Annotated in this window: 26 protein-coding genes; 16 read left to right on the top strand and 10 right to left on the bottom strand. The window is 44.2% G+C overall.

The genetic code is table 11. From position 1 onward, the window contains the following. Nucleotides 1–170: 170 nt before the first annotated feature. The gene (locus tag ACFFUV_RS05535) at nt 171–452 is read right to left on the bottom strand and encodes a hypothetical protein (protein WP_390190332.1); all 282 of its coding nucleotides are present in this window, start codon (nt 450–452) and stop codon (nt 171–173) included. 267 nt (nt 453–719) lie between these two features. On the opposite strand from ACFFUV_RS05535, the gene ACFFUV_RS05530 reads away from it, so the two are divergent. After that, complete coding sequence (locus ACFFUV_RS05530; RefSeq protein ID WP_390190330.1) at nt 720–2,834, top strand: methyl-accepting chemotaxis protein; 2,115 nt, start codon at nt 720–722, stop codon at nt 2,832–2,834. A gap of 70 nt (nt 2,835–2,904) precedes the next feature. On the opposite strand, the gene ACFFUV_RS05525 is transcribed toward ACFFUV_RS05530, so the two are convergent. The 5 genes from ACFFUV_RS05525 to dinG form a co-directional block, all read right to left on the bottom strand. Next, nucleotides 2,905–4,050 carry a ribosomal protein uL16 3-hydroxylase gene (locus ACFFUV_RS05525; protein WP_390190329.1) on the bottom strand — a complete coding sequence of 382 codons (1,146 nt, stop codon included), beginning with the start codon at nt 4,048–4,050 and terminating at the stop codon, nt 2,905–2,907. Beyond that, a complete protein-coding gene (gene rsmS / locus ACFFUV_RS05520; protein ID WP_390190327.1) occupies nt 4,051–4,239 on the bottom strand; it encodes a pleiotropic regulatory protein RsmS in 189 nt (62 codons plus the stop codon). 2 nt (nt 4,240–4,241) lie between these two features. After that, nucleotides 4,242–4,790 (bottom strand): primosomal replication protein, encoded by a 549-nt coding sequence (locus tag ACFFUV_RS05515; protein WP_390190326.1) that lies wholly within the window; start codon nt 4,788–4,790, stop codon nt 4,242–4,244. Beyond that, nucleotides 4,787–5,566 (bottom strand): sulfite exporter TauE/SafE family protein, encoded by a 780-nt coding sequence (locus ACFFUV_RS05510; protein ID WP_390190325.1) that lies wholly within the window; start codon nt 5,564–5,566, stop codon nt 4,787–4,789. The genes ACFFUV_RS05515 and ACFFUV_RS05510 overlap by 4 nt, the downstream gene beginning before the upstream one ends. Before the next feature lie 94 nt (nt 5,567–5,660). After that, entirely contained in the window at nt 5,661–7,736 is a 2,076-nt protein-coding gene (gene dinG, locus ACFFUV_RS05505) for an ATP-dependent DNA helicase DinG (protein WP_390190324.1), read from the bottom strand. Between the two features lie 515 nt (nt 7,737–8,251). Between dinG and ACFFUV_RS05500 the strand changes: the two genes are divergently transcribed. Further along, nucleotides 8,252–9,229 carry a porin gene (locus ACFFUV_RS05500; RefSeq protein ID WP_390190323.1) on the top strand — a complete coding sequence of 326 codons (978 nt, stop codon included), beginning with the start codon at nt 8,252–8,254 and terminating at the stop codon, nt 9,227–9,229. A gap of 70 nt (nt 9,230–9,299) precedes the next feature. After that, nucleotides 9,300–9,923: a DUF2057 family protein gene (locus ACFFUV_RS05495; RefSeq protein WP_390190321.1), complete on the top strand. Its 624-nt coding sequence runs from the start codon at nt 9,300–9,302 to the stop codon at nt 9,921–9,923. A 53-nt stretch (nt 9,924–9,976) separates the two neighbouring features. Here ACFFUV_RS05495 and bioA read toward each other — a convergent pair whose 3' ends face one another. Continuing rightward, a complete protein-coding gene (bioA, locus tag ACFFUV_RS05490) occupies nt 9,977–11,260 on the bottom strand; it encodes an adenosylmethionine--8-amino-7-oxononanoate transaminase (RefSeq protein WP_390190320.1) in 1,284 nt (427 codons plus the stop codon). A 107-nt stretch (nt 11,261–11,367) separates the two neighbouring features. Here bioA and bioB point away from each other — a divergent pair, with 107 nt between their 5' ends. The 4 genes from bioB to bioD are packed head-to-tail and all read left to right on the top strand — an operon-like array spanning nt 11,368 to nt 15,034. Further along, a complete protein-coding gene (gene bioB, locus ACFFUV_RS05485) occupies nt 11,368–12,420 on the top strand; it encodes a biotin synthase BioB (protein WP_390190318.1) in 1,053 nt (350 codons plus the stop codon). After that, a complete protein-coding gene (locus ACFFUV_RS05480; RefSeq protein ID WP_390191868.1) occupies nt 12,407–13,564 on the top strand; it encodes an 8-amino-7-oxononanoate synthase in 1,158 nt (385 codons plus the stop codon). Before bioB ends, ACFFUV_RS05480 begins: the two co-directional genes overlap by 14 nt. Continuing rightward, nucleotides 13,557–14,360: a malonyl-ACP O-methyltransferase BioC gene (bioC, locus tag ACFFUV_RS05475; protein ID WP_390190317.1), complete on the top strand. Its 804-nt coding sequence runs from the start codon at nt 13,557–13,559 to the stop codon at nt 14,358–14,360. Before ACFFUV_RS05480 ends, bioC begins: the two co-directional genes overlap by 8 nt. Further along, nucleotides 14,336–15,034, top strand: coding sequence for a dethiobiotin synthase (gene bioD / locus ACFFUV_RS05470; protein WP_390190315.1), 699 nt, complete (start codon nt 14,336–14,338; stop codon nt 15,032–15,034). Before bioC ends, bioD begins: the two co-directional genes overlap by 25 nt. Before the next feature lie 51 nt (nt 15,035–15,085). On the opposite strand, the gene ACFFUV_RS05465 is transcribed toward bioD, so the two are convergent. Beyond that, nucleotides 15,086–15,253, bottom strand: coding sequence for a hypothetical protein (locus ACFFUV_RS05465; protein WP_390190313.1), 168 nt, complete (start codon nt 15,251–15,253; stop codon nt 15,086–15,088). A 266-nt stretch (nt 15,254–15,519) separates the two neighbouring features. Between ACFFUV_RS05465 and htpX the strand changes: the two genes are divergently transcribed. The 9 genes from htpX (at nt 15,520) to ACFFUV_RS05420 (ending at nt 22,614) form a co-directional block, all read left to right on the top strand. Then, nucleotides 15,520–16,386, top strand: a complete 867-nt coding sequence (gene htpX, locus ACFFUV_RS05460) for a protease HtpX (RefSeq protein WP_390190311.1) — start codon at nt 15,520–15,522, stop codon at nt 16,384–16,386. A gap of 180 nt (nt 16,387–16,566) precedes the next feature. Beyond that, on the top strand, nt 16,567–16,986 hold the full coding sequence (locus ACFFUV_RS05455) for a nuclear transport factor 2 family protein (RefSeq protein WP_390190309.1): 420 nt from the start codon (nt 16,567–16,569) through the stop codon (nt 16,984–16,986). Beyond that, the gene (locus ACFFUV_RS05450; protein ID WP_390190308.1) at nt 16,983–17,714 is read left to right on the top strand and encodes an SDR family NAD(P)-dependent oxidoreductase; all 732 of its coding nucleotides are present in this window, start codon (nt 16,983–16,985) and stop codon (nt 17,712–17,714) included. Before ACFFUV_RS05455 ends, ACFFUV_RS05450 begins: the two co-directional genes overlap by 4 nt. 10 nt (nt 17,715–17,724) lie before the next feature. Then, complete coding sequence (locus ACFFUV_RS05445; protein ID WP_390190307.1) at nt 17,725–18,999, top strand: NAD(P)/FAD-dependent oxidoreductase; 1,275 nt, start codon at nt 17,725–17,727, stop codon at nt 18,997–18,999. Then, entirely contained in the window at nt 18,999–19,775 is a 777-nt protein-coding gene (locus ACFFUV_RS05440) for a DUF1365 domain-containing protein (protein ID WP_390190305.1), read from the top strand. Before ACFFUV_RS05445 ends, ACFFUV_RS05440 begins: the two co-directional genes overlap by 1 nt. A 10-nt stretch (nt 19,776–19,785) precedes the next feature. Then, nucleotides 19,786–21,033, top strand: coding sequence for a class I SAM-dependent methyltransferase (locus ACFFUV_RS05435; RefSeq protein ID WP_390190303.1), 1,248 nt, complete (start codon nt 19,786–19,788; stop codon nt 21,031–21,033). 12 nt (nt 21,034–21,045) lie between these two features. After that, the gene (locus tag ACFFUV_RS05430) at nt 21,046–21,540 is read left to right on the top strand and encodes a DUF2878 domain-containing protein (protein ID WP_390190301.1); all 495 of its coding nucleotides are present in this window, start codon (nt 21,046–21,048) and stop codon (nt 21,538–21,540) included. Continuing rightward, nucleotides 21,518–22,090, top strand: coding sequence for a chalcone isomerase family protein (locus ACFFUV_RS05425; protein WP_390190299.1), 573 nt, complete (start codon nt 21,518–21,520; stop codon nt 22,088–22,090). The genes ACFFUV_RS05430 and ACFFUV_RS05425 overlap by 23 nt, the downstream gene beginning before the upstream one ends. Then, nucleotides 22,087–22,614 (top strand): DUF3833 domain-containing protein, encoded by a 528-nt coding sequence (locus ACFFUV_RS05420; protein WP_390190297.1) that lies wholly within the window; start codon nt 22,087–22,089, stop codon nt 22,612–22,614. The genes ACFFUV_RS05425 and ACFFUV_RS05420 overlap by 4 nt, the downstream gene beginning before the upstream one ends. Nucleotides 22,615–22,683: 69 nt before the next feature. Here the strand turns inward: ACFFUV_RS05420 and purB are convergent, their stop codons facing one another. Both purB and hflD read right to left on the bottom strand, forming a co-directional pair. After that, entirely contained in the window at nt 22,684–24,054 is a 1,371-nt protein-coding gene (purB, locus tag ACFFUV_RS05415; protein ID WP_390190294.1) for an adenylosuccinate lyase, read from the bottom strand. 140 nt (nt 24,055–24,194) lie between these two features. Then, nucleotides 24,195–24,812 (bottom strand): high frequency lysogenization protein HflD, encoded by a 618-nt coding sequence (gene hflD, locus ACFFUV_RS05410; protein ID WP_390190293.1) that lies wholly within the window; start codon nt 24,810–24,812, stop codon nt 24,195–24,197. Nucleotide 24,813: the final 1 nt, after the last annotated feature.

Genomic DNA, 24,813 nt, shown 5'->3' with positions numbered 1-24,813 from the left:
CAACTCCGAGGTCTAGCGCCACGTGAAGAGAGTGAATAAAACCAACACTGATAGTGCTGACGCTATCAGTGTTTTTCAGAAAACGGTAACCGCTGAGAGTATTTAGCACTTTTCTTGAAGTTGGTTCATGACTCTTCTAAGCGTTGGATAGTTCCCTTGTTTAACTTGACTCACCCATACTTCACACTGCCCATAATCTCCTCGATATTCCAAGTACCATCAAAACTGCGTCCCCCATCAATCATACTTTTAACCTCAGATTTGCTTTGATTGTTCAGCGATAGGCATTGTGTCGGGCCGCACCCCCAATAACGCATTTGTCCTGAAGAATTACGGAATGTTTTGATGAACATTAAACCGCCCTCTGTGTAGTAATTAAAAGAATACGCGGTGGTTGTCATCAATAGCGATGAAGCAAAGAGTAAAGCCGTTAGGTATTTGTTTGGTTTCATTGTCACTAGCCCTTTTCGTAGTTCATGAGCGTAAAGACTAGTCGATATATCAGCTTGGTATTGGCATCTAAGATGGGAGTTTTTTAGCGTGTTATAGGATTATTTCATCAGCCCTATGAGCTACGGACGGTTTTTAAACAAGAAATTGGAAACGCGTTGGTAATCTCTACGCCATCACTGAAATACTACAAAAGTTTAACTTTAGATTGATAATTAGTCGCAATATGGTGTAATAACTCTAACCAAGTTTGCAAAAAGGGATGTAGCATGCGAACCTTGTCTGTTCAATGGAAAATTATATTACTATCAGGCGCTTGCCTATTAATTACCTCTCTCTCGCTGATCCGATTTTCAGTATACAATGCGATAAGTAATCAACAAATAATCAAAACCAACAGTTCTCAGTCCGTAAAGCAAAAGTCTGAACAACTGGTGCAAACCACGGCGTTACTCAATGCCACCGAAATTTCTGAATACCTTAATGAAGCCCTATATCGCGCCGAAATGCTAGCGGATGCGGCTTTGTTTCAAAAAACGAATTCCGAAGATAACTTTGGTGACAGTGAAACTCTGCGAACTGCACTCAATGATATTGTGAAAAATGCGGTTAGAAAATTTGACACCATTCAAGGTGCTTACATGGTGTTCAGACCCGATGAGCTTGACAGTGAAGATGCAAATTATGTGAGCGCCGAGTACGTAGGGTCGAATGAGACAGGGCGATTTGCACCGTATTGGCGTCATTCACAGAACGACGAAGTTGAAGCGCATGTATTGTCTGAGAGTGAACTATCTGATGGCAGTAATAGTGAGCGTTTTTATTGCCCATTAATTCGCAATACGACGTGCGTTAGTACACCACGTATCGTCGAGCAAGGAGATAGCCGCTATCTAACAACGTCTATCTCTGTGCCCATTATGCGCGACTACCTCGCCATGGGCTATTTTGGTATTGACCTTCGACTTGATACATTAACCGAGCTTGCCCAATCTTCTGATGCCAACCTTTTTGATGGGCAAGGCAAAATGAATATTGTCAGCCTCGATGGTTCGCTGATTGCCAGTGATGATCCTAATGCGGATATAGGTCAACCGTTTTCAAGTGACAATATCACGAATGATGATTTGGTCGACCTGTTATACGGCCAAGAGGTCATCACTCAATGGAGCGAAAATAATCAATGGCTGATGGTGTTTGCACCAATTACTATCGGCAACCAAAATTGGGGGATTTTGTTTGAAATGCCACGCTCTAGCGTACTGGCAGATGCAAATTCTCTTGATGTCTTGATTGGCGAGCAAGTCTCTAAAGGTGTGACGACAGAAGTCTTCGCTGGCGGTATATTTGTTCTCATTGGCTTGGTAGTAATTGGATTTATGGCGGTTAGGCTCGTGAAACCCATTAAGCAAGTCGCGTTACGCTTGGAAGATATTGCTTCTGGAGAGGGGGATCTAACTCAGAGGCTTGATATCAAAAGCCAAGATGAAATTGGCCAGTTGGCATCAGGATTCAATGCTTTTCTGGATAAGCTTCAAGTCATCATTCGTGAAGTTGTCAACAACACTTATATGGTGGCAAGTACCACAGAGCAATCGTCGGTTGCTGCGCAACTTACGCGGCAAAGCAGTGATTCTCAGTTTAAGGAAGTTGATCTTGTCGCTACGGCGTCTGAAGAAATGACCCAAACTGCTACGTTAGTTGTTGAAAATGCAGGCAATGCTGTGAACGCCGCGCAAAAGGCCAATGAATCTGCGATGACAGGGCAAAAAGTGATTGAGCAGTCTGAGTTAGAAATGCGCCGCCTGGTTGAAACCATGGATGCCGCCATTCCGATTGTTCAAGAACTTGCCAAAAGCAACGACAATATTACTGAGATGCTGAAAATGATCGAGGAAATCTCCGAGCAAACTAACTTGCTTGCGTTGAATGCTGCCATTGAAGCCGCTCGAGCTGGTGAGCAAGGCAGAGGCTTTGCGGTGGTAGCCGATGAAGTGCGTAATCTCGCCAAGCGTACACAAGATTCAGTCGGAGATATTCGCCATGTGATTGAGCAGGTCCATACCGGCACTACCGACGTGGTCAATGTGATTCATGAAAGTAACGCGCTAGCCAATAATTCAGCAAGCCAAGTCAAAGTCGCGGTGGACGAGCTTCAACATGTATTTACGTCAATTGCTGCCATTACAGATATGAATACGCAAATATCAAAGGCAGCAGAAGAGCAGCAATCTGTGTCCACTGAAGTCAATTTGAGTGTGTCGAATATTCGCGAATTAAGTGCGCAAATTCTCTCTCAGGCGGAAGAGTCAGAAACGGTCAGTGGACAAATTAGCACCTTATCAGAGAAACAAAAGCAGTTAGTGAATCAATTTAAAGTGTGATGAGTCAATGATTTGATAAAAAAGCCGCATTATGCGGCTTTTTTACATTGCGGCTGCTACGCGGAGGACACTAAAGCTCGTCCATGTACCAATATCCTTTATTGACTAATGTAGTTAATAGTTGCCAATGTTCTGCAGTCGGAGCTTGGGGAAGGTGGTGACGATTGTAATGCTCCAAGTTACACAGTAATGATAACTGAGACTGGATCTCTTCTGAAACGTCAAAGCGTTCACCGTTAATGTAGGCAACGGTTGGATGCGTGTCGTGATACAAGGTTTTCAATCCAGCGACCTTGTGCAGCTCTGAACCCTGAAATAGATACTGCTGTATTTCTTGTTCACTCGACTCATCCTCTTCAGGAACAATATTTAACATATGACGTGATTGACTGAGCATGGAGCCCACAAATTCTCGCAGCAAGTCATCATCTTCGGTAGCCGCTTTGAGCATTGTGGTCAGCTTGGCTAAATGCTCTTGCTTGATCTCCCCAAAGCTTTGCTGTGCCTTCATGTCGGGTGCGTGTAAGTGAACATCACCAAGATCGTGCGCTAATACATAATCCGCAAAATTACTGAGTAGCTCCTGTTCTTTAGGTGAGCGGTAACCTATTGAATAGCTGAGGCTAGGAGTAAGTGTGTGACCCTCGTGGGGGAAACCGGCTGGAATGTAGAGAATGTCACCGGGCTCTAGCACATCGTCAATTTCTGCCTCAAACGATTTGATTTGTTTTAATGCATTGGCTTTAATGGTTTCTTGGTACTGACCCATGTCTTTAGGACCAACGCGCCAGCGACGCTGACCTTGTCCTTGAATAATGAATACATCATATTGATCAATGTGTGGGCCGACTCCGCCTTGTGGCGCGCTAAAACATACCATGACATCATCAAACAGCCATTGAGGAAGCCGCCTGAACGGCTCAACGAGTTGCGCCGCGCCTGGGTGCCAATGGTTTGCTGCTTGAACAACCAGTTGCCAGTGCGACTCGGCTAACTCACCAAAAAAGGACTCGTCAAAGGGGCCATGTTCGACTTTCCAGTTATGATCGTGATTAGAAATAAAGCGTGAATCAATTTCTTCTTCCAACGATAATCCGGCGAGCTCTTCCGCCGAAATCGGGTCGTCAAAGTTTGAAAAACCTTGACGAAGAATTGTTGGCTTTTTCTGCCAATAGTCGAGCATGAACTGCTCGAAGTTAAAGTTGAATTGATACATTTACTCTTGTTCCTGTATGAGTTTTTTTTCTAAGTCAGATTTTACGATATTGATTGCTGACAAAGCGGTATTGATTGGAATGTCATTGGACTCGAGTAAATAGATAAGGTCGACCGCGAGTTTGATATCGTCTGGTGCGTTATCAAGGCTATTTGACGCACCGGTATTTGAAGTGGTTTTACAAGACATAACTACTGATTTCGTTCTCGATAGGTAATTTGATTTTCTAATTTTAGCTTAGCGGCTTGGCAACGTTTTAGGCGCTGCTCTGTGGCAAGAAGCACTTGCTGGGCTTCTTGTTGCTGCCCCAACGAGCTATGGCTGAGCAAATATTCTTTTTCCATCACCATATCTTTTAAGCGTCGTTCCCATTCCTGATGCTGGGCAAGCTCTTGATATAATTTGTTGATGGGCTTTCTATAGTAGCTGCTGTGCTTAGGTTCACTCTTACGAATGGATGTTGTTGCAAGTTCTCGTTGGATCGCCCCGATTTGAGCGACCAGTCGTTCGGTAAGAAATTCAGCCCGTTCGGCAGTAAGAAGGTTGTTTTGGCTTTCACGTAGAATGGAGTCGTAGGTCGAGCGTGCTTCTTGAACACAGGGTGTTAACAGCCGAGCTTGACCACGAAAAAGCCGTTCATCAAATAGTGGTAAATGATGTTCCCCTCGTTGTCTGTCCAGGGCAGCGGCTTGAATATCAAGCTGTTCTAACGTCTTTTTGAGCTGACTAAATTGACTCATAAATTGACAATCCATGCTTCATAAGCGAGTTTTATCGCCAAAATGCTCACAACAGTAATAAATACTGGGCGAATAAATTTCGCGCCAAATCGAATGGCTGAGTGCGCGCCGACAAAAGCGCCTGCCATTAAACATACGCCCATGGTTAAGCCTAGCATCCAATTGATATGGCCAAGAAGGGCGAAAGTCACCAAGGAGGTAAAATTACTGGTGAAATTCATGGCTTTGGATAAACCAGACGCCAAAAGAATATTGAGCTTATAGAGAGCCATGGAACTCACTGTCCAAAAAGCGCCTGTACCGGGGCCGGCTAATCCATCATAAAAGCCAATACTCAAGCCTTGAGCGTATTGTTTTTTATGAAATTTCGCACATTGCGGCGGTAGCACATTCGCGGCATTATGCGGCGTTTTATGAAAAATCGTATAGATAGCCGCTGCTAAGATAATTAAAGGCAGGATCTTCTCGAGCCAATCAGTGCTGATTGCATCAACAAACAGTGTGCCGAGCGTGGCACCAATCAATGTGGATATAAAAGCACGATACCAGCAACGAGGGTCGAATAATTTTTTACGATAATAAGTAAATGCTGCCGTTGAGGATGCAAACGTTGCCGCGAGCTTATTCGTTCCCAACGCGAGGTGAGGAGGAAGTCCCATGGATAATAGGGTAGGAACTGTTAACATTCCGCCGCCACCTGCGACGGCATCAATAAATCCAGCAATAAAGGCGACCAGTGCCAGCACCAACAGCAGTGTTGGCTCAAACATCTCCATAAATGTACTTCTATCTATTCTTTTTCAGTGAGTGGCATCGTGAGATAAACGTGAAAATTTGAGTCATTACTCACACAAAGGTTCAATATAGCAGCTAGTACTCGATATTTCGCTTGAATGGCGGCAGGGAGTCTAACAGTGCTTTACCGTATCTCTTACTGATAAGACGCCTGTCGAGGATGATGACTCTACCAGAATCTCTCTCTTTTCGCAGTAACCTACCGACAGATTGGATTAATTTTTTACTGGCTTCAGGCACGGCGATTTGCATAAATGGATTTCCACCTTTGGCCTGAATATATTCTGAGTGCGCTTGTTCGACCGGTGACGTTGGTACTCCGAACGGTATTTTAGTGATAATCAGGTTTTCAAGTAGCTCTCCGGGTAAATCGAGGCCTTCAGAAAAGCTTCCTGTCCCAAATAGAATGCTGGTTTTTTGAATTTTTATAAGTTTTTTATGTTTATTGATAATTTCTTGGCGAGAAGATTCACCCTGAAGTTGTAAAGACCAGCCTTTTTTGGTGAATAGCATCGACAGTGCCTGCGCGGTTTTATTCATTTGCCAGTACGAGGCAAACAGCACCAAATTGGCTTTTCCTTCTTCTATTAGCTCAGGAAGTCGTTCAATGAGATGGTCAGTAAATTCGGGCATTTGTGGTTCGTAATGCATTTTTGGAATGTACAGCTCGGCTTGGTTTGGGTAGTCAAACGGTGAGGCTAGGGCGAGGAACTGAACCCCATCTTCCGCTTTATCACTGATGCCGGCTTGGCGACAGAAGAAGCTAAAGGAATTGAGTGCGCGAATGGTTGCGGAGGTTAATACTGCGCCAACGCAGCGACTCCAGAGTTGTTGGTCAAGTTGCCATCCAACTTCAAGTGGCGATACGTTGACAATAAAGTCACCTTCGCGTTCATCGCTCAATTCTAGCCACCTTGCAAGTGGGGCCCCCTTTTCTGGCTGTGGCTGAGCCATAAGTTGCCACACTTGTGCAAGGTTTTCCGTCCGTTGAATGTAAAATCCCAGCTCTGCTAATGCAGGTTCTGCAAGGCGATTTGCGATTTCGCCGTCCTTGACCCTCTCCGCAATAAGATCAGCGATTTTTGCCACTGATTGCGCGAGCTTATTTGACAGCTGCTTTAATTGCTTTGCTTCTTCTTCGAGCCAGGTGGGGAGTTCACCATGCTCAAAGCGATATGACTTATCGACAAATTGTGCTGGGTCAAAGCGTTTGGCGAGTTGACTCAGTGCTGGGATAAGTTCTTGCGCCGAATTTTGTAACTCATTACGAAATCGGGCGACACGTTTTTCATCAGTCAGATTAGAGAATTTAGAAACGGATTGGTTGAGCTTCTCTAGCCAACTTGCTGCGCCTTTTAGGCTCGCGGCAGCAGACGAATGGTCGCGAGCAACTTGAGGAAGATGGTGAGCTTCATCAAAGACATAAATAGTATTGTCAGGTTCGGGGAGTATCACGCCGCCACCTAAGCTTAAGTCTGACATCACGAGGCTATGATTAGCGATAATCACATCGACCTTATCCAGCTCAGAACGTGCCTTTTGAAAAGGGCATCCTCGGTGAGCTTGCATTGAGCCATTGCAGCTGTGCTTGTCACTGACCATCATTTGCCAAAGTTCATTACTGATAGGCTTTGGCCAAGAGTCTCGATCGCCGTCCCATTTACCTTCGGCAAGTTTCTCGTACATGGTTTTGAGCAAATCAATATCTTTCGCTTTCGGCTTGGTTTCAAACATCGCCATTTGACCGCCATCGACACCACTCGCCGCTGCTAATTTTTCTGCGCAGCAATAGCGTTGGCGTCCTTTAGCAAGAGTAAAGCTAAATTCAAAATCGGTGAGCCTTCTATATAGAGGCAGATCTTTATTGATGAGCTGTTCTTGTAATGCCACCGTGGCGGTAGAGATCACCACTTTGCGGTTATTGAAGCGAGCCACCGGGATGACCGACATCAAATAGGAGAGCGATTTTCCAATGCCTGTTCCCGCTTCCGCCACCATGACGCGATTTGATTTGTGGTAACTGCCACACAATGTTTTGGTTATTTCCGCAACAAGATAGTTTTGTGCTCGACGAGGAATAAAGTTATCCAATTGATGTTGAAGGTTTTGATAACTTGTACGAATCGCTTTTTGAACTTTGCTGGTGGTCATGACGGGCCCTTTGAGTGAGTCGCGCGATGTTAGCACAGTTTGCTAAAACGTACCTAGCTCACGAAATAGAATCCTTTTCTTACAAACGGAGATCAACTTCACAAAAAAAAACTGAACCTTTAACAAGAGGGATTAATTTTAGTTTGTGAAAAATATATATCTCCAAAAAGTGGATTTTTGTGTTTAAATTGTCTTTAAAATAAAATTTTATCCATTTTATCAGAATTTTGTTCTGATGTTGTTTTTTGTGGTAGTTGCTGAATAAACTTTAGGGTTGGTTAGATATTGCTCTAAAAAAACACTAATTTATATGTAAACTATTGATAATTAGATGTTTATTTATTTTTTATTATCTTTTTTTACAACATTTGACAGTTAGATGAATATTCTGCAATCTTAGCTGCAGATTTGTTGAGGCTGGTTCATAGGAGTTAACTCTCTGAGCCAACTTCAAAAAACAAAAAAGGGAACCGGATAAGGAATTCCCATATTAAGAAAAGGCAGTGGATTAAATTATGAAAAAAACACTATTAGCTATGGTTGTTGCAGCAACAGCCGCTGGTTCTGTTAATGCAGCAGAACTTCTAAAAACAGATGCAGCATCAGTAGACTTCTATGGTCAACTTCGTGAAGCTATCTATGCTTCTGACAATGATGACACAGGACCTAGTGTTGACAACGGTTCTTCACGTGCAGGTATCTCGGCTTCTTACGAAATTAGTGAAGGTCTAGACCTTGTAGGTAAAGTTGAATTTTACGTTCGTGGTGATATGTCAACTCGTAAACACTACATCGGTGTATCTTCAGATACATACGGTTCTGTAGTGTTTGGTAAAAACAGCCCTCTAGCAGATGACATCTATGGCGCAGAATACTCTTACGAGTTTGGCAGCGCAGATAAGTTCTTGTACAACACTGCTCTGAACAACGATACGTTCTGGCAGGAGAATATGATTAAGTATGAGTTGGTTAAAGATGCATACTGGGTTAAAGCTTCTTACAACCTTCCAGAAAAATCAAAAGATAAAGAAACTGGTGTAGTTTCTCAAACAGCATATGAAATGTATGAATTGTTTGCTGGTACTTCATTTGGTGACCTATCTGTTCATACTGGTGGTATCATCATGAACGATAGCACAGGTACTAGCAGCACTAAATACACTACTTACGAATTTACAGCTGAGTATGCGTTGGGTGATAGTACTCTAGGTGCTACATACGCCTACAATAAAGAAGAAGAAGGCTCTGCTGATACTGATTCTAATGCATTTAACTTAGGTGCTATGGTTCCAGTAGCAGATAAAACAACAGTTTACGGTGGTGTTCAGTTCCTTGATGAAGAGGCTGATAATTCTGACCAAACTAAAGGTTATGCTGGCGTTGAGTACAAGTTTGCTAGCTGGGGTCGTACTTACGTAGAATACGGCTACAGCAAAAAAGATGGCAGTGATGCTGAAAACAACATGGCTATCGGTGCACGTGTATACTGGTAATCAGTTGTTTAATGTATAAAATAAACCCAGCTTCGGCTGGGTTTATTTTTTTATAATGGAAATTATTATCATGTCTTTCAGAATTACAGCTTGTTGCGCTTTAGCAACGTTATTTTCACATATCTCATTTGCTGATGTTACTTTACAAGTTCCCGATAACATCAGTGTTCAAGTTGTGAATCAAGAGCGTCCGGAGCTTGAGAGTAACATACTTGGTGGTGAAAAAACTCTGATCTTACCTAATGGTACAAATCAGATTTTATTCCAATTTATCCCGATGTTTGTTGGTAGGGAAGATGTTGAAAAAGTTTACAGCAAACATATTATCGCTAAGTTTAATGCCAAAAACACCAATTTAAGTTTTGATCTGCCCTCATATAAAAATGAGCGACAAGCTAACGCTGAAATAGATAATTTAAAATGGGCATTGATCGATGAGGCAGGAAAAAAAGTGTTAATAGAGGAAGATTATATAAATCTTCGTGGAGTAACTTTAGGACGTGATTATATTCGTGACGTTGAAAAATATAACAAGACGGATGGCGTAGCCGCAGTAAAAACCACGACCAGCCATTTTGAAACGCCAGAGATTCAGCCATCAAACCTAACTCAAATGGAATTTCTGCAGCAGCAATATCTAAAAATGTCACAGCAAGATCGCAAAGCCTTCTTGCAATGGGCTGTTTCTCAGTAGTTAGCCATTAATTGTATTTTTAATGCCAGTCTTTGCGACTGGCGTTTTGCTTTTCAGCGCTCTAGCGTCTGTTGAGGTTTTTCCAATGCGGACGCTATGGCGTTGACCAGTTTGGTAATATGATGCTTTTGACTAATAAAAGGTGGCATCATATAGATGAGCTTTCCAAACGGACGTATCCAAACCCCTTGCTCGACAAAGTGTTGCTGAATGACTTGCATATTGACTTTGTGATGCAGTTCCACCACACCTATCGCACCTAACCAGCGTGTTTCTTTCACTGTTTCAAAATGCTCAAGTGACGGCAAGACTTCGCTAAACCAGGTTTCAATGTTTTTGGTTTGTAACTGCCATTGATTATTTTGCAAGATCGCCAAACTTTCCGATGCCACGGCGCAGGCTAAGGGGTTACCCATAAACGTGGGGCCATGCATAAAACATCCAGCTTCGCCTGAACAAACCGTATTGGCAACTTCTGAGGTGGTCAGTGTCGCGGCAAGTGTCATATAACCACCTGTCAGGGCTTTTCCAACACACATGATGTCGGGACTGATACCTGCATGCTCACAGGCAAACATCTTGCCAGTGCGGCCAAACCCCGTTGCAATCTCGTCAATGATAAGTAGCACCCCGTATTGATCGCAAAGCTCTCTTACTCGTTTTAAATAAGTCGGATGATAAATGCGCATCCCTCCTGCACCTTGCACTATCGGTTCTAAGATGACAGCCGCGATATGAGAATGATATTGGGCAAGTTGGTGGCGAAAGTCATCGCTGTCTTGTTCGTTCCAATCTTGGTTAAAACCAATGCTGGGTGATTTTGCAAATAGGTGCTTAGGAAGAAAACCTTTGTAGATCTTATGCATTGAATTATCAGGATCGGTCACCGACATGGCGGCAAAAGTATCGCCATGATAGCCCTGTTTTAGCGTAAGAAACTGGCTTCGGTTTTCTCCTTTTGCATGCCAATACTGCAGTGCCATTTTTAGCGCTACTTCGACCGAAACCGAGCCTGAGTCAGCCAGAAATACGTGCTTTAAGTTGCAAGGTGTGAGAGAGAGGAGAGACTCGCACAAACTAATAGCAGGCTCATGGGTGAGCCCGCCAAACATCACATGTGACATGCGCTCAATTTGCTGATGCGCAGCAGCGTTAAGACGAGGATGGTTATAGCCATGAATCGCAGACCACCAAGAAGACATGCCGTCGGTTAACTGTTCTCCACTTTCTAACTCAATTTCGACGCCTGAGGCGCCTATTACAGGATAACAGGGCAGTGGCTCAAGGGTGGAGGTGTATGGGTGCCAGATATGCTGGCGGTCAAAATCTAAATTCATGATTATTTTGTGACCTTGTGTAAACTTATTTATTTTTGCAGTGTTGACAGTTTATCGTTCGGAGATAGACTAGCCAAGAAAATTCGCAAGAAATATAAGGAATTACTGTGGAAGTACGTCACAATTGGACCTCTGAGCAAGTCAAAAAATTAATGGCAATGCCTTTTATGGATTTGTTGTTTGAAGCTCAACAAGTGCATCGCCATTTTCATCGCCACAACTACGTACAAGTCAGTACCTTACTTTCGATTAAAACCGGAGCCTGCCCGGAAGATTGTAAGTATTGTCCTCAAAGTGCGCGTTACACGACGGAGATTGAAAAAGAACGTTTAATGGATGTTGAGCGTGTACTTGACGCCGCGAAAAAGGCTAAAAGCGCCGGTTCAACGCGCTTTTGCATGGGGGCCGCTTGGAAAAATCCTAAGCCGCGAGACATGCCCTATCTCACTTCGATGATCAAAGGCGTTAAAGGGATGGGTTTGGAGACTTGCATGACCCTGGGTATGCTCTCTTCTGAGCAAGCTGCTGAGCTCGCGGATGCAGGCCTTGATTACTACAATCACAACCTTGATACTTCGCCTGAGTTCTACGGTAACATCATCACCACTCGGACATACCAAGATCGACTCGACACGTTATCTCATGTGAGAGAGGCCGGAATGAAAATTTGTTCTGGAGGCATAATTGGCATGGGAGAAAGTGACCATGACCGTGCGGGGCTGTTGATTGAGTTGGCGAATCTTCCTGTTCACCCGGAAAGTGTACCGATTAACATGTTGGTCAAAGTAAAAGGTACGCCACTGGAAAAGGTGGATGATGTCGAGCCGTTTGATTTTATTCGCTTAATTGCTATTGCGCGAATTATGATGCCCAAATCCGCAGTCAGGCTGTCAGCTGGGCGCGAAAATATGAATGAGCAAATGCAGACTTTATGCTTTATGGCAGGCGCTAACTCTATTTTCTATGGCTGTAAATTGCTAACCACCCCAAACCCTTCAGAAGATAAAGACATGCAGCTATTTAAAAAGCTGGGTGTTAACACACATCCAGTTGCGCAAAAGCCGGATGAAATTCAAGAAAGTGAACTTCTCGACCAAGTTGTGAGTCAAGTGGCAGCACGCCCTACTAAAGACGATTTGTTTTATGATGCAAGCGTTTAGAACCCGTATCCGCTCGCAGCTTGAGCAGCGGCGAGAAAATCAATTAAATCGTCAGCTCAATGTAGTGACTCGCGGAAATCAACTGATGATTGAACAACATGGTGATCTCTGGGTTAATTTTTCTAGCAACAATTATTTAGGGCTTGCCAATGACTCATCGTTAATTGAGGCGTGGCAAAATGGGCTCACTTTGTTTGGTGCGGGGAGCAGTGCTTCTTCTTTGGTCACAGGCTTTTCAACTCCGCACCTTATGTTAGAGCACCAGTTGTGTGACTGGTTAGGTTACGAACGTGCTATTTTGTTTAATTCTGGCTTCAGTGCTAATCAAGCGATGCTGTTTACTTTACTCGAGAAGGGAGACCGCTTGCTGCAAGATAAGCTCAATCATGCGTCACTGATTGAAGCCGGTATGCTTTCTTCTGCGTCCATGACGCGCTTTAAACATAATGATGTGCAGGATTTAAACCGTAAACTGCACCGAGAAAATACGCCGGCGTTTATCGTCACAGAAGGCGTGTTTAGTATGGATGGCGATTGCGCGCCGCTGTCCGACATCGCGTTGCAAATTCGTGACGGCGACTTATGGGCTGTGGATGATGCTCATGGTCTAGGCGTCATGGAAGGTGAGGGGCGTGGAAGTTGTGCAGCCGCTCAAGTGAAGCCAGATTTATTGATTGCAACGTTTGGAAAAGCGCTTGGAATGAGCGGTGCAGCCATCATGTGTAATGCTGAGTTAGGGGAGTATCTGACTCAGTGCGCGCGCCATCACGTCTATTCTACAGCGATGCCCCCAGCACAAGCTTACGCTCTATCACATGCTATTACCCTAGTTCAAACCCAGCAGTGGCGACGTGATCGTCTCGACGAACTCAGTGAGCACTTTCATCACCGATTTCGCCAGTTTTCGGGATGTGTTGAAACGACAACTCCCATAAAACCAGTCATTTTAGGTGACGCTGAGTCGGCCCTCAATTGTGCACAATTTATGCGAGAAAATGGTCAATGGGTGAGTGCTATTCGCCCTCCCACGGTTGCGAAAGGTACCGCTCGAATACGCATCACCTTAACAGCACTTCATCAACCAACACATATCGATGCTTTGGCTCAAAAGTTTGAACAATGGATGGACGTTTATCATGGGTAATCCAGCAAAAATACTGCCGGCCTCTATGGGTAACAAACAAGCGATCAGTGAAGCATTTGATAAAGCCGCGATGACGTATGATCGTCATGCTCAGTTTCAGCGCGATGTCGGTCATCGACTACTGGATTATCTGCCACAAGATTTAACGGGTAAAACGGTCCTCGATCTTGGCTGTGGCACCGGCTATTTTGCCAAGATTTTTCAGCAGTGTGGCGCCAATGTGGTGTGTGTTGACATGGCACCAAAGATGCTTGAGTTTGCTCGAGAACGCTGTGGTGACAAAGGCATGCAATATTTAGTGATGGATGCAGAACGGCTAAGTTTGAACGATGAAACGATAGATTATGTTTTCTCAAGCCTTGCATTGCAGTGGTGCTCTGATTTGTCCTATCCGTTTCAACATATTCGCCGAGTGTTGAAGCCTAATGGCAGAGCGCTGTTTTCGACTTTGCTCAAAGGGTCTTTGTTTGAGTTAAGTCGAGCTTGGTCAAAAGTTGATGAGTATCAACACGTCAACGATTTTGTGTCTAACATTCAGGTAAAAATTGCGTTAGCTCAAGCTCAGTGTGATCGCTATCACTTAGACTTTCCCATTGTGACGATTTGGTATCCATCCGCATTTTCTTTAATGCATGATTTGAAGGGAATTGGCGCCAATCATGTCGTAGGTCGCTCGCAGGGGCTCACTCGTCGAAGTGCACTGCTTGCTTTTGAAAAAGCGTATAAAGAGTTTGAATCAAGTGATGGGCGAGTGCCTGCCACTTACCACGTATGTTTAGGGGTGATACATCGATGATAGATGCATTATTTGTTGCAGGAACGGATACAGATGTAGGAAAAACCGTCGCATCAAAGGCTATCCTTCAAGCCTTGGCGGCGAAAGATCTTAAGACAATTGGTTTTAAGCCAGTTGCTGCAGGCAGTGAATTCATTGAAGGTGAGATGAAAAATTCCGATGCGTTGCACTTACAATCGGTAGCGACGGTTGCTCGTGATTATAAGCAGGTCAACCCTTACACATTGGCGCTTCCAACATCACCACATATTGCGGCGCGTTATGAACACGAGATAATCGATTTTGACGTATTGAGTACCACATTAAGTGAGCACAAAGCCGCTGCCGATGTTGTGTTGGTTGAAGGGGCGGGAGGCTGGCGAGTCCCTGTTTCTGAGGATGAATATTTATCGACTTGGGTCCAAAAAGAACAGCTTCCGGTTATTCTTGTGGTTGGAATCAAACTGGGTTGTTTGAACCATGCTCTCCTAACTGCTGAAGCGATTGAAGCCGATGGGTTGACCATTGCCGGCTGGGTCGCTAATCGAATTAACCCAGGGACAGAACATTATGCAGAGATTATCAGTATGCTAGAGAAAAAGTTGCCGGCCCCTAAAATCGGAGAAATTCCTTATGTGCCAAGCGCCAAACGTAAAGAGTTAGGGCGCTTTATTGATATTAGCAAATTGATGTAATGCAAAAAAAGAGCTGCCAAATGGCAGCTCTTTTTAACGGCTTGGATTCTGTTATTTTTCGAGGTTGAATCCTAATAAAGCATGGTGAGACTCTGTCATAGTTTGATGAGACGGTTGGTGGTCTGAGAGTCCCAGTTGCTTTTTCGCTTCTTCTTCACTTAAGCCTAGGTGGCAGCACAGTAAATCTATCGCCATCTGATAGTTGTTTTGTTCTACCATGATACATTCCTTTTATTACCTGATTCTGTCTACAAAATCGACTATACCCGTTTTCAAAGGACTCACAATAAGACCAAAGTCTAATTCAATGCAAAGCGGTCGCTTTGGCGTTAGATAACTAATTGGTGTCAGTAAATAAATGTTGCAATTTATCGCTTAACCTTGTTTTAAAAAAACTTAGACTATATCTATAGAAGAAGTCTAAATAAGGTTAACAACCCGTTAATCTGAGATGTTTTATACCTAGTTCCCTTTGGAGTGGAAGAATGAAACGAGTTTTGCTGTTTTTAGCGACGAACCTAGCCGTGGTGTTCGTGCTGAGTATTGTTTTAAATATTGTCTACGCGACAACAGGCCTTCAGCCTGGAAGTCTCTCCGGTCTATTAGTTATGGCAGCGCTCTTTGGATTTGGTGGTTCATTCATTTCATTATTGATGTCCAAGAGCATGGCTTTACGCTCTGTTGGAGGGATGGTCATTGAAAGTCCACGCAACGAAACTGAGCACTGGCTAGTGCAAACCGTGTCTCGTCAAGCTCAACAAGCGGGTATTGGTATGCCGACTGTCGCTATTTATGATTCACCAGATATCAACGCTTTTGCCACCGGCGCCAAGCGAGATGACTCGTTAGTTGCCGTCTCTAGCGGGCTGCTGCATAACATGACTCGTGATGAGGCAGAAGCGGTCCTTGCCCATGAGGTCAGTCATATTGCTAATGGTGACATGGTAACGATGACGCTGTTACAAGGTGTGGTGAATACCTTTGTTATCTTTTTATCACGTGTGGTTGCTAATTTGGTGGCATCGAACAATCGTGATGAAGAAGGGGGCGGCACGAATTGGATGGTGTATTTTGCGATTTCAACAGTGTTGGAGTTGGTGTTTGGCTTCCTAGCGAGCTTCATCACAATGTGGTATAGCCGTCATCGGGAATTCCACGCTGATGCCGGATCTGCGCAATTGGTCGGTAAGCAAAAAATGATCGCAGCGCTTGAGCGATTAAAGATGAGCCAAGAGTCTCAGCTCGAAGGATCGATGATGGCGTTCGGTATTAATGGTAAGCGCTCTCTCACTGAACTTCTTATGAGCCACCCGCCCTTAGATAAACGCATCCAAGCGTTAAGAAATCTTTAGTAACATTTAATTAACTGAAAAGGCTTGGTTTTTACCAAGCCTTTTTTGATCCAGCTACCAATAATTTACGTAACACACAAAAGTAACGAGAGTTAATTAAAGGGCGCTTGTCGTCCTTTGGTTTATCTCCTAGAGTCTTTGATAGTTGTACGTAGTTTATTTTTGTACAAGGTGGTAAGCATGGATATTAATGCCGTTGGCGACGTTTATAAACAGTTGAACAAGCATAATTTGGCTTCTCTAGAAACGGTATATCACCAGAATGTTATCTTTGAAGACGCCGCTCATCGTTTAGAAGGTTGGCAAAATCTGGTGCAGTATTTCACAACGTTGTATACAAATGTCGAGCATTGCCAATTTGATATCAAAGAACAACATCAAGTAGGTGAAGATGGCTTTCTAACGTGGACCATGGAACTTCAGCATCCTAAGTTGAAATCCGGTCAATTAATACGAGTTAAAGGCGTTAGCCATATGAAGTTCCAAGATGGCCGGGTGATTTATCATCGGGATTATTTTGACCTTGGAGAGATGTTGTACGAACACTTGCCCGTTCTGGGTAAGGTCATCAAGGTGATCAAAGCGAGGTTAGGCCAATGAATCATGTTGTGATAACCGGAGCGACGTCGGGCATCGGTTGGCAGTTAGCTCGAGACTATGCTCAGCAGGGTTGGAGGGTGACTGCCTGCGGTCGCAATCAAGAGGCGCTTCATCAACTTGAGCAGTTTTCACCTCAAATCAAGTCGTTGCAATGTGATTTAACTCAACGCCAGCAGGTGATCGATTCGTTTTCTCACATTGACCCCAAGCCAAATTTATGGATTTTTAACGCCGGTGATTGTGAATATCTCGACGAAGGGATCGTCGATAGCCCGTTAATCGAGCGCGTCTTTTCAATTAACTTTCTCGGCCTCACTTACTGCCTTGAAGCGGCTCAGCCTCATTTTTATGCTGGCGTACAAGTGGGCGTCGTCGGCTCTATTGCCAGTGAATTAGCGTTACCTCGGGCTGGCGCTTATGGCGCGTCAAAAGCCGCCGTTAGTTATCTGGTTCGCTCTTTAAAGCTTGATTGGCAACCAAAAGGCATTCGAGTGTCGCTGATTTTTCCCGGATTCGTTAAAACGCCGCTCACCGATAAAAACGACTTTGACATGCCAATGATGATATCGGTCGAACAGGCTTCTCAATCGATACGTGTTGGTTTAGCTAAGGGGAAAGAAACCATCTACTTTCCTCGTCGTTTTACCAGTTTATTGCGCGTCATTGCGCTTTTACCTTACCGCCTACAGCAGGGATTAATTAACAAACTAATGGGCTCGAATAAATAAGGATAACAAGATGAGAATTGCCATTATAGGTTCGGGAATTTCAGGTCTCACATGCGGTTACTACTTACATAAGCGGCACAAGGTCACTGTGTTCGAGGCGGGGTCTTACGTTGGAGGACATACTGCGACCATTGATGTAGAGCATAAAGGGCAGCAGTATGCGGTCGACACCGGGTTTATTGTGTACAACGATAAAACTTACCCCCATTTTATTGCTTTGATGGATGAGATTGGTGTTTCTGGAAAAGCCACAGAAATGAGTTTTAGTGTCACTAATGCCAAGTACGGGCTCGAATACAATGGCCATACCATTACGACATTATTTGCTCAAAAGCGGAATTGGCTCAACCCTAAATTCTATTCATTTATTTATGAAATTCTGCGCTTTAACAAATTGGCTAAACAAGCGACAAAAGACAATGATCACCAGACACTAGGCGCTTTTTTAGCGACGCATAAGTTCAGTGACTATTTTTGCGAAAACTACATTTTACCTATGGGGGCTGCGATTTGGTCATCCACGCTGGCTGATATGCGCGCTTTCCCATTGCACTTTTTTACTCGTTTTTTTCTCAACCATGGCTTGCTTGATATCGTCGACCGACCCCAATGGCGAGTCATTGAGGGTGGTTCACGAAACTACATTGGTCCGCTAACTCAAGGTTTTTCCGATAATATTCGATTGAATTCTCCGGTGGATCGCGTGTGGCGTGACAATGTTGGCGTGCATATTGAAAGTAAAGGAAAGATAGAACACTTCGATGACGTTATCTTTGCGTGTCATAGTGATCAAGCTTTAGGGTTATTGCAGGATGCATCGAATAACGAGAAGAACGTGCTTTCGCAGCTTAAGTATCAGAAAAATGAGGTAATTCTTCATAAAGATGAAGCGCTGTTGCCAAAACGCAAGGCCGCTTGGGCTGCATGGAATTATCGAATGTCGGGGAGCGAGGACGAATTTGATTCGAAACCAACGCTGACATACAACATGAATATATTGCAACATATTGATGCACCAGTGACCTTTTGTGTATCACTCAACAGTCGCCAGGCGATTGATGAAAGTAAGATTATTGCTGAATTTAGTTATGATCACCCCGTGTTTACGCAGCAGACGCTCGATGCCCAACAGCAACGAGATAAAATTAACGGACATCATGGGACTTGGTTCTGTGGCGCCTATTGGTATAACGGATTTCATGAAGATGGCGTTCGAAGTGCGCTAGATGTCGTACGTGAAATAGAACAAAAAGTCGTGACGCTGGATCACAAAGGAGCGGCTTGATGCAACACTCAGATGAAGCTGAAAGTTGGATAATGGATGGCAGTGTACGCCATAGAAGGTTTATCCCAGTAGAGCATCAACTCAATGTGCCGCTGTTTATGCCATGCATCGATTTAGACCAAATAGATACCTTAGAGAAGCAAGTTTGGGGGTTTGGTCGTCGATGGTGGCATTGGGCACGATTCCGGCGAGAAGATTACGTGGGAGAAGGCGGTCTTAAACAAGCGGTGCTGGACAAAGTGACCGATTTAACGGGAGAAACGATTCAAGGCCGTGTCAAAGCCGTTATACATTTACGTTACTTGGGGTTGTATTTTAGTCCCGTCAATTTTTATTATGTTTACGATCACGAAGAAAATTGGCGCTACCTACTCGCGGAAGTGAGTAATACACCTTGGAACGAGCGGCACTATTACGTGGTACCGGCAGAGAAAGCCGATAACTTTACCCATGGCAAAGCATTTCACGTGTCGCCATTTAACCCTATCGATCAGCAGTACCAATGGCGTGTAAAACCATTATCTCTCGGTGTTAAGGTTCATTTGAGCTGCCAGCGTGGAGAAAAGCAGTTTGATGCGACTTTATCGATGAAGCCACATGCTTTTACCTCCAAAAATTTAATCAAAAAGCTGGTCAGAACGCCGCTCATGGCACTAAAAGTTGTCAGTGGTATTTATTGGCATGCGTTAAAACTTTGGGTTAAAGGTGCTCCGGTGTATTCACACCCCGGTTCGAATGATGGTTCAAGCGCTGAGCAGAAAAAGAATAAGCAATAGGAGAGCTGGTATGTTGGAAACGCAAAGTGCAGCATTGGATTTTTCGCAAGCTTCAAAGGTTGAACAAACAGCCCGCAATTGGATTTTTCGCTACCTTGAGCAGATAGCAATTGGGCGGCTTACTGTTATAGAAACTTTTGGGGGTATTGATGACCGTGTACGAGTTTTTGGTCAGCAATCGTTAGAGCAGAGTCTTGATGCAAAGGTAGAGATTCACCATCCAAGCCTGTACGCCCGGTTTTTAAGAGGTGGCAGCGTCGCCGCCAGTGAAGCGTATATGGATGGGTGGTGGGACAGCCCTGATTTAACCGCTGTAATGAATCTCATGGCACAAAATCTTAATGCGCTTGATCAAATCGAGCAGCGTGCGAGCTGGTTTAGTAAGTTGGCGCTAAAATTAGGGCACTGGTTGAAACGTAATACCTTGGACAATTCCAAAAAGAATATCCATGCCCATTACGACTTAGGAAACTCGCTTTACGAAACGTTCCTCGATGAAAATATGCTTTACTCATCGGCTCTGTTTGCATCAGAGCAAGATACCCTTGAAGCGGCACAAATTCAAAAAATGGATAGGTTGTGCAAACAACTTGACCTACAACCGACTGATCATGTTATTGAAATTGGTACGGGATGGGGGGCAATGGCCATCTACATGGCGCAGCAATACGGATGTCGAGTGACAACCACGACCATTTCTGATGAACAGTTTGCTTACGCACAGAGCAAAATTAATGCACTAGGTCTGAATGAAAAGGTCACTTTATTGAAAAAAGACTATCGGCTCCTCGAAGGGCAGTTTGATAAATTGGTGTCGATCGAAATGATTGAGGCAGTCGGCAAAGCGTATTTGGACTCTTTTATTATCAAGTGTCGTCAATTGCTTAAGCCACAAGGTTTGATGGCGCTACAAGCCATCACTATTGTTGATTCCCGCTATGAAGAATACAGCCGTAATGTCGACTTTATCCAAAAATACATTTTCCCAGGTGGCTTTTTACCGTCAGTTTCTGCATTAACGTTTGCAACCGCTAAACAGACCGATTTAGTTGTGCGTAATTTGCATGATATGGGGTTGGATTACGCTAAAACCTTGCACCATTGGCATCAACGTTTTACGTTGCAGGAAAATAAAGTGCGAGAGTTAGGTTATGATGAGCGTTTTATTCGCATGTGGCGGTATTACTTTTGCTACTGTGAAGGTGGCTTTTTAGCACGTAGTATCAGTACCGTACAAATGACTTTCCAAGCTCGTTAAAGGAGTTGCTCCATGCGTTTGCTGACAATGTCAATTTGGTTTCAATTGCTTTGGCTTCTGGCGGTTATTGGCCAAGAGCAAACGCAGTGGTGGCTTATGTTATGTGTCATCGCTACCTACCTTTATGTGCTTTTAAAACAATCTATTCCATTAGAAAGGCTGTTTATACTCGGATTTCTTGGTATTGCCGTTGATTGGTTCAACATGCGTACTCATCTTCTGTCTTTTGATTCTGAATTTTTGCCCACTTGGTTAATTTCTCTTTGGTTCATTTTTGCTTGGTATGCGTATAACTTAGTGCCAGCGCTTAGACCTTTTTCTTCTTGGTTGTTGATCCCGATCGGCGGCCTGTTAGGAGCATCGAGTTATTTTGCTGGCTATAAGTTAGAGGCGGTTGCCTTACCCCATTCACTATCCGTGTCTTTGTCGGCACTGTTTATTGAATGGTCTCTTATCATGCTAGTGATTTTAAAGGTGATTTATCGTGAACAAAGGAGTATTCGCTAAGTTTGGTATCATACTTTGTGCCGTTTTCTTTATCGTACCGATAGCGCTTAGCTCGCCCCCGAGCATACAGAAAGACCGCAATAATATTGAAGGCTGGCAGGGCTGGCCCATGGTCGGTGAAGCTGAATTGTCGGTTTTTGTGTTTGATATTTATCGCTCAACGCTGTTCACTCCTTCAGGAAAATATCTACCTCAGGGCGTAAATGAACCTCTCGCTCTTTCTATTACTTATCTGCGAGACATATCCTCGACGAAGTTACTTGAGGCGACAGCAGAGCAGTGGCAAAAATTAGGTTTTAATCAACAACAAGTGTCAAGTTGGATACCCGTTCTTGAAGGCATCTTTCCAGATGTCGAGCCGGGCGACACATTGACCTATCTCTCCCAAGGCAAGTATGGGCATTTCATTTTTAAGCCCAAGAATCAAGCTCAAGAGTCCGTAGGGGACATTGATAATCAAGAGCTTAGCCAGGCCTTTCTATCGATTTGGTTATCTCCGAATACCACCTATCCCAAATTACGTAAACAGCTAATAGGAGAGCAAAAATGAGATTTTTGAAAGGCTTTTGGATTATCGTTGTCGCGACGCTTATAAGTGCATGTTCTGCAGACATCGACGAATATCAAACCCAAGCTCCGCGTTTCGATTTGTTCTCCTATTTTGATGGTGAAGTACACGCTTGGGGAATGGTTCAGGATTATCGCAACAAACAAGCGAGGCGGTTCACCGTTGTCATTGAGGGCAGCGTGAGAGGGGGCACTCTGACTTTAAACGAAGCCTTCACTTATGATGACGGTGAAACTGACAACCGGGTATGGACCATTAGCCGAGAAGGTGAAGGATATTACACTGGCTATGCGGACGATATTATTGGTGAGGCAAAAGGGCGAGAAGTCGGCAACGCGTTACAATGGAAATATGACTTTGAACTGGCGGTTGATGGCACTAACGTTGAAGTGACCTTTGATGATTGGCTCTATCGACAAGACAGTAAACGTGTTTTTAACCTAACGTCGATAACCAAATTGGGTGTTGAAGTTGGGCGAGTCACGCTGTTTTTTGAAAAGCAATAATTGACCGAAGAAAAAGGCTCTTCAGTGGAAGAGCCTTTTTAGTAGTAATAACGTGAGCGAGTAAGAAAATTACAGTTTGTCGGTTAACTCAATCGCTTGGCCAATGTAATTTGCTGGCGTCATGAGTTTTAGACGCGCTTTCTCTTCTTCAGGGAGTGCTAGCCCATCAATGAACTGGCGCATTGCTTCACCATCAACACGTTTACCACGGGTAAGCTCTTTCAATTTTTCATAAGGCTTCTCGATGCCGTAACGACGCATTACGGTTTGAACTGGCTCAGCAAGTACTTCCCAGTTTTTATCAAGTTCCGCCAAAAGCGCCTCTCGGTTAACTTCTAACTTACTGATTCCTTTAAGAGTCGAGGTGTATGCGATAACCGCATAGCCTACACCAACCCCTAGGTTTCGAAGTACAGTCGAATCGGTTAGATCGCGCTGCCAACGTGAGATAGGCAGTTTTTGCGCGAGGTGACCAAACACGGCGTTTGCAAGACCGAGGTTACCTTCTGAGTTTTCAAAGTCGATCGGATTGACTTTATGCGGCATCGTTGACGAGCCAATTTCACCGGCGATGGTTTTTTGTTTGAAGTGTCCCAGTGCGATATAGCCCCAGATATCACGGTCAAAATCAATGAGGATGGTGTTGAAGCGTGCAACGGCATCGAACAATTCAGCAATATAATCGTGCGGTTCGATTTGTGTGGTGTACGGGTTCCAAGTCACCTCAAGAGATTGGGTCACAAATTCTTCACTGAATTTGTGCCAATCAAGCTCAGGGTACGCAGAAAGATGCGCATTATAGTTACCGACCGCACCATTGATTTTCGCTAGAATCTCAATATTTTCGATCTGTTTATATTGGCGTTCCATACGGTAAGCAACGTTTGCCATCTCTTTACCCATGGTCGATGGTGAAGCTGGCTGACCGTGGGTCCGAGAAAGTAGTGGAATATCACGATATTCGACAGCCAATGCTTTGATGGCATCAATTAGTTTGCGAATCTCTGGAAGAATAACGTGTTCACGTGCTTCTTTTAACATTAAAGCGTGAGACGTGTTATTAATGTCTTCAGAAGTACATGCAAAATGGAAAAACTCATTCACTGCATGAAGCTCAGGAACGTCAGCTACTTTTTCTTTGAGAAAGTATTCAACCGCTTTGACGTCATGGTTTGTCGTACGTTCAATATCCTTGATACGCTGGGCATCTTGCTCAGAAAAATTGGCAGCCAAAGTGTCTAGAAATTGGTTTGCTTCTGCGCTGAACGCTGGCACTTCTGGAATTTCAGCAGTAGCCGCAAGCTTTTGTAACCAACGAATTTCAACGATAGTGCGGTATTTGAGCAGACCGTATTCACTGAAAATTTCGCGTAAAGCAATCGTCTTACTTCCATAACGGCCGTCTACTGGTGAAACAGCAGTCAATGCTGACAGTTCCATGATGTTCTCCTGAATTGAGTTTCTAAATTTCGTGAGCGTTATACCAATAACTTGAGTAATTGTCACGAAGATTGCGCAAACGTTTGCGTTAAATTTGTTTTCGTCAAAAAAACAAGCTCGCGATGGACGCGAGCTTGCAGTTATAGCCTAGCTAAAAGAATCTGAGCCTGTTCGACCATTTTTTTACGGCCAAAAATCAAGTGACGGCGGCGCCCTCCCACTTGACGCCAAAGGACCGCGCTACGAATTCCAGATAAAAGCAGGGCGCGAACCTTATGCTGATTCGTTGTTTGCTGTAATACTGAAGGCGTACCTGTTACCTGAATTCTAGGTCCAATCGGGCTGATCACATCAAGGTACACGCTGGCAAGGTTGCTCAGCATTTGCTCGTCCATGAGGTCAAAGTGTTCGACTTGTCGTTCAAGCATTTGCAAACGATCGCCCAACTGAGACATTGCGTCATTACGACCCGCCAGTTTTCGCTCTAGTGCCATGAGGCTAATGATGTAACGCGTAATTTCGCTGCCTGACGGCGTGCTATCAATTCCTTTCACCAAGCATTCAAGCCCAAGCTTTAAATCTGACTCACGACCGTAAACGTTGAGTGTACTGCTTGGGTTGGTGTTGAGTACCGCTTTGAGTGAAGTTTCAAACGCACTGTCATCACAATGACCGTCTTTTGCTACTTGTTGAACAAGAGCGACTGCTTGGCAAATGCCAGCAAATGCAATGGTACGGTCATACAATGTGTTGGCCACG

This window comes from Vibrio olivae, from assembly GCF_042428525.1.
Taxonomy (GTDB): Bacteria; Pseudomonadota; Gammaproteobacteria; order Enterobacterales; family Vibrionaceae; genus Vibrio; species Vibrio olivae.
The sequence above is the reverse complement of the archived record's forward strand: the minus strand, read 5'-3'. Positions and strand labels throughout refer to the sequence as shown.

What these genes read in the sequence shown, in the direction of transcription:
- ACFFUV_RS05535 (WP_390190332.1), bottom strand. Translation starts at nt 452, where the DNA reads ATGAAACCAAACAAATACCTAACGGCTTTACTCTTTGCTTCATCGCTA.
- ACFFUV_RS05530 (WP_390190330.1), top strand. Translation starts at nt 720, where the DNA reads ATGCGAACCTTGTCTGTTCAATGGAAAATTATATTACTATCAGGCGCT.
- ACFFUV_RS05525 (WP_390190329.1), bottom strand. Translation starts at nt 4,050, where the DNA reads ATGTATCAATTCAACTTTAACTTCGAGCAGTTCATGCTCGACTATTGG.
- rsmS (WP_390190327.1), bottom strand. Translation starts at nt 4,239, where the DNA reads ATGTCTTGTAAAACCACTTCAAATACCGGTGCGTCAAATAGCCTTGAT.
- ACFFUV_RS05515 (WP_390190326.1), bottom strand. Translation starts at nt 4,790, where the DNA reads ATGAGTCAATTTAGTCAGCTCAAAAAGACGTTAGAACAGCTTGATATT.
- ACFFUV_RS05510 (WP_390190325.1), bottom strand. Translation starts at nt 5,566, where the DNA reads ATGGAGATGTTTGAGCCAACACTGCTGTTGGTGCTGGCACTGGTCGCC.
- dinG (WP_390190324.1), bottom strand. Translation starts at nt 7,736, where the DNA reads ATGACCACCAGCAAAGTTCAAAAAGCGATTCGTACAAGTTATCAAAAC.
- ACFFUV_RS05500 (WP_390190323.1), top strand. Translation starts at nt 8,252, where the DNA reads ATGAAAAAAACACTATTAGCTATGGTTGTTGCAGCAACAGCCGCTGGT.
- ACFFUV_RS05495 (WP_390190321.1), top strand. Translation starts at nt 9,300, where the DNA reads ATGTCTTTCAGAATTACAGCTTGTTGCGCTTTAGCAACGTTATTTTCA.
- bioA (WP_390190320.1), bottom strand. Translation starts at nt 11,260, where the DNA reads ATGAATTTAGATTTTGACCGCCAGCATATCTGGCACCCATACACCTCC.
- ACFFUV_RS05480 (WP_390191868.1), top strand. Translation starts at nt 12,407, where the DNA reads ATGCAAGCGTTTAGAACCCGTATCCGCTCGCAGCTTGAGCAGCGGCGA.
- bioC (WP_390190317.1), top strand. Translation starts at nt 13,557, where the DNA reads ATGGGTAATCCAGCAAAAATACTGCCGGCCTCTATGGGTAACAAACAA.
- bioD (WP_390190315.1), top strand. Translation starts at nt 14,336, where the DNA reads ATGTTTAGGGGTGATACATCGATGATAGATGCATTATTTGTTGCAGGA.
- ACFFUV_RS05465 (WP_390190313.1), bottom strand. Translation starts at nt 15,253, where the DNA reads ATGGTAGAACAAAACAACTATCAGATGGCGATAGATTTACTGTGCTGC.
- htpX (WP_390190311.1), top strand. Translation starts at nt 15,520, where the DNA reads ATGAAACGAGTTTTGCTGTTTTTAGCGACGAACCTAGCCGTGGTGTTC.
- ACFFUV_RS05455 (WP_390190309.1), top strand. Translation starts at nt 16,567, where the DNA reads ATGGATATTAATGCCGTTGGCGACGTTTATAAACAGTTGAACAAGCAT.
- ACFFUV_RS05450 (WP_390190308.1), top strand. Translation starts at nt 16,983, where the DNA reads ATGAATCATGTTGTGATAACCGGAGCGACGTCGGGCATCGGTTGGCAG.
- ACFFUV_RS05445 (WP_390190307.1), top strand. Translation starts at nt 17,725, where the DNA reads ATGAGAATTGCCATTATAGGTTCGGGAATTTCAGGTCTCACATGCGGT.
- ACFFUV_RS05440 (WP_390190305.1), top strand. Translation starts at nt 18,999, where the DNA reads ATGCAACACTCAGATGAAGCTGAAAGTTGGATAATGGATGGCAGTGTA.
- ACFFUV_RS05435 (WP_390190303.1), top strand. Translation starts at nt 19,786, where the DNA reads ATGTTGGAAACGCAAAGTGCAGCATTGGATTTTTCGCAAGCTTCAAAG.
- ACFFUV_RS05430 (WP_390190301.1), top strand. Translation starts at nt 21,046, where the DNA reads ATGCGTTTGCTGACAATGTCAATTTGGTTTCAATTGCTTTGGCTTCTG.
- ACFFUV_RS05420 (WP_390190297.1), top strand. Translation starts at nt 22,087, where the DNA reads ATGAGATTTTTGAAAGGCTTTTGGATTATCGTTGTCGCGACGCTTATA.
- purB (WP_390190294.1), bottom strand. Translation starts at nt 24,054, where the DNA reads ATGGAACTGTCAGCATTGACTGCTGTTTCACCAGTAGACGGCCGTTAT.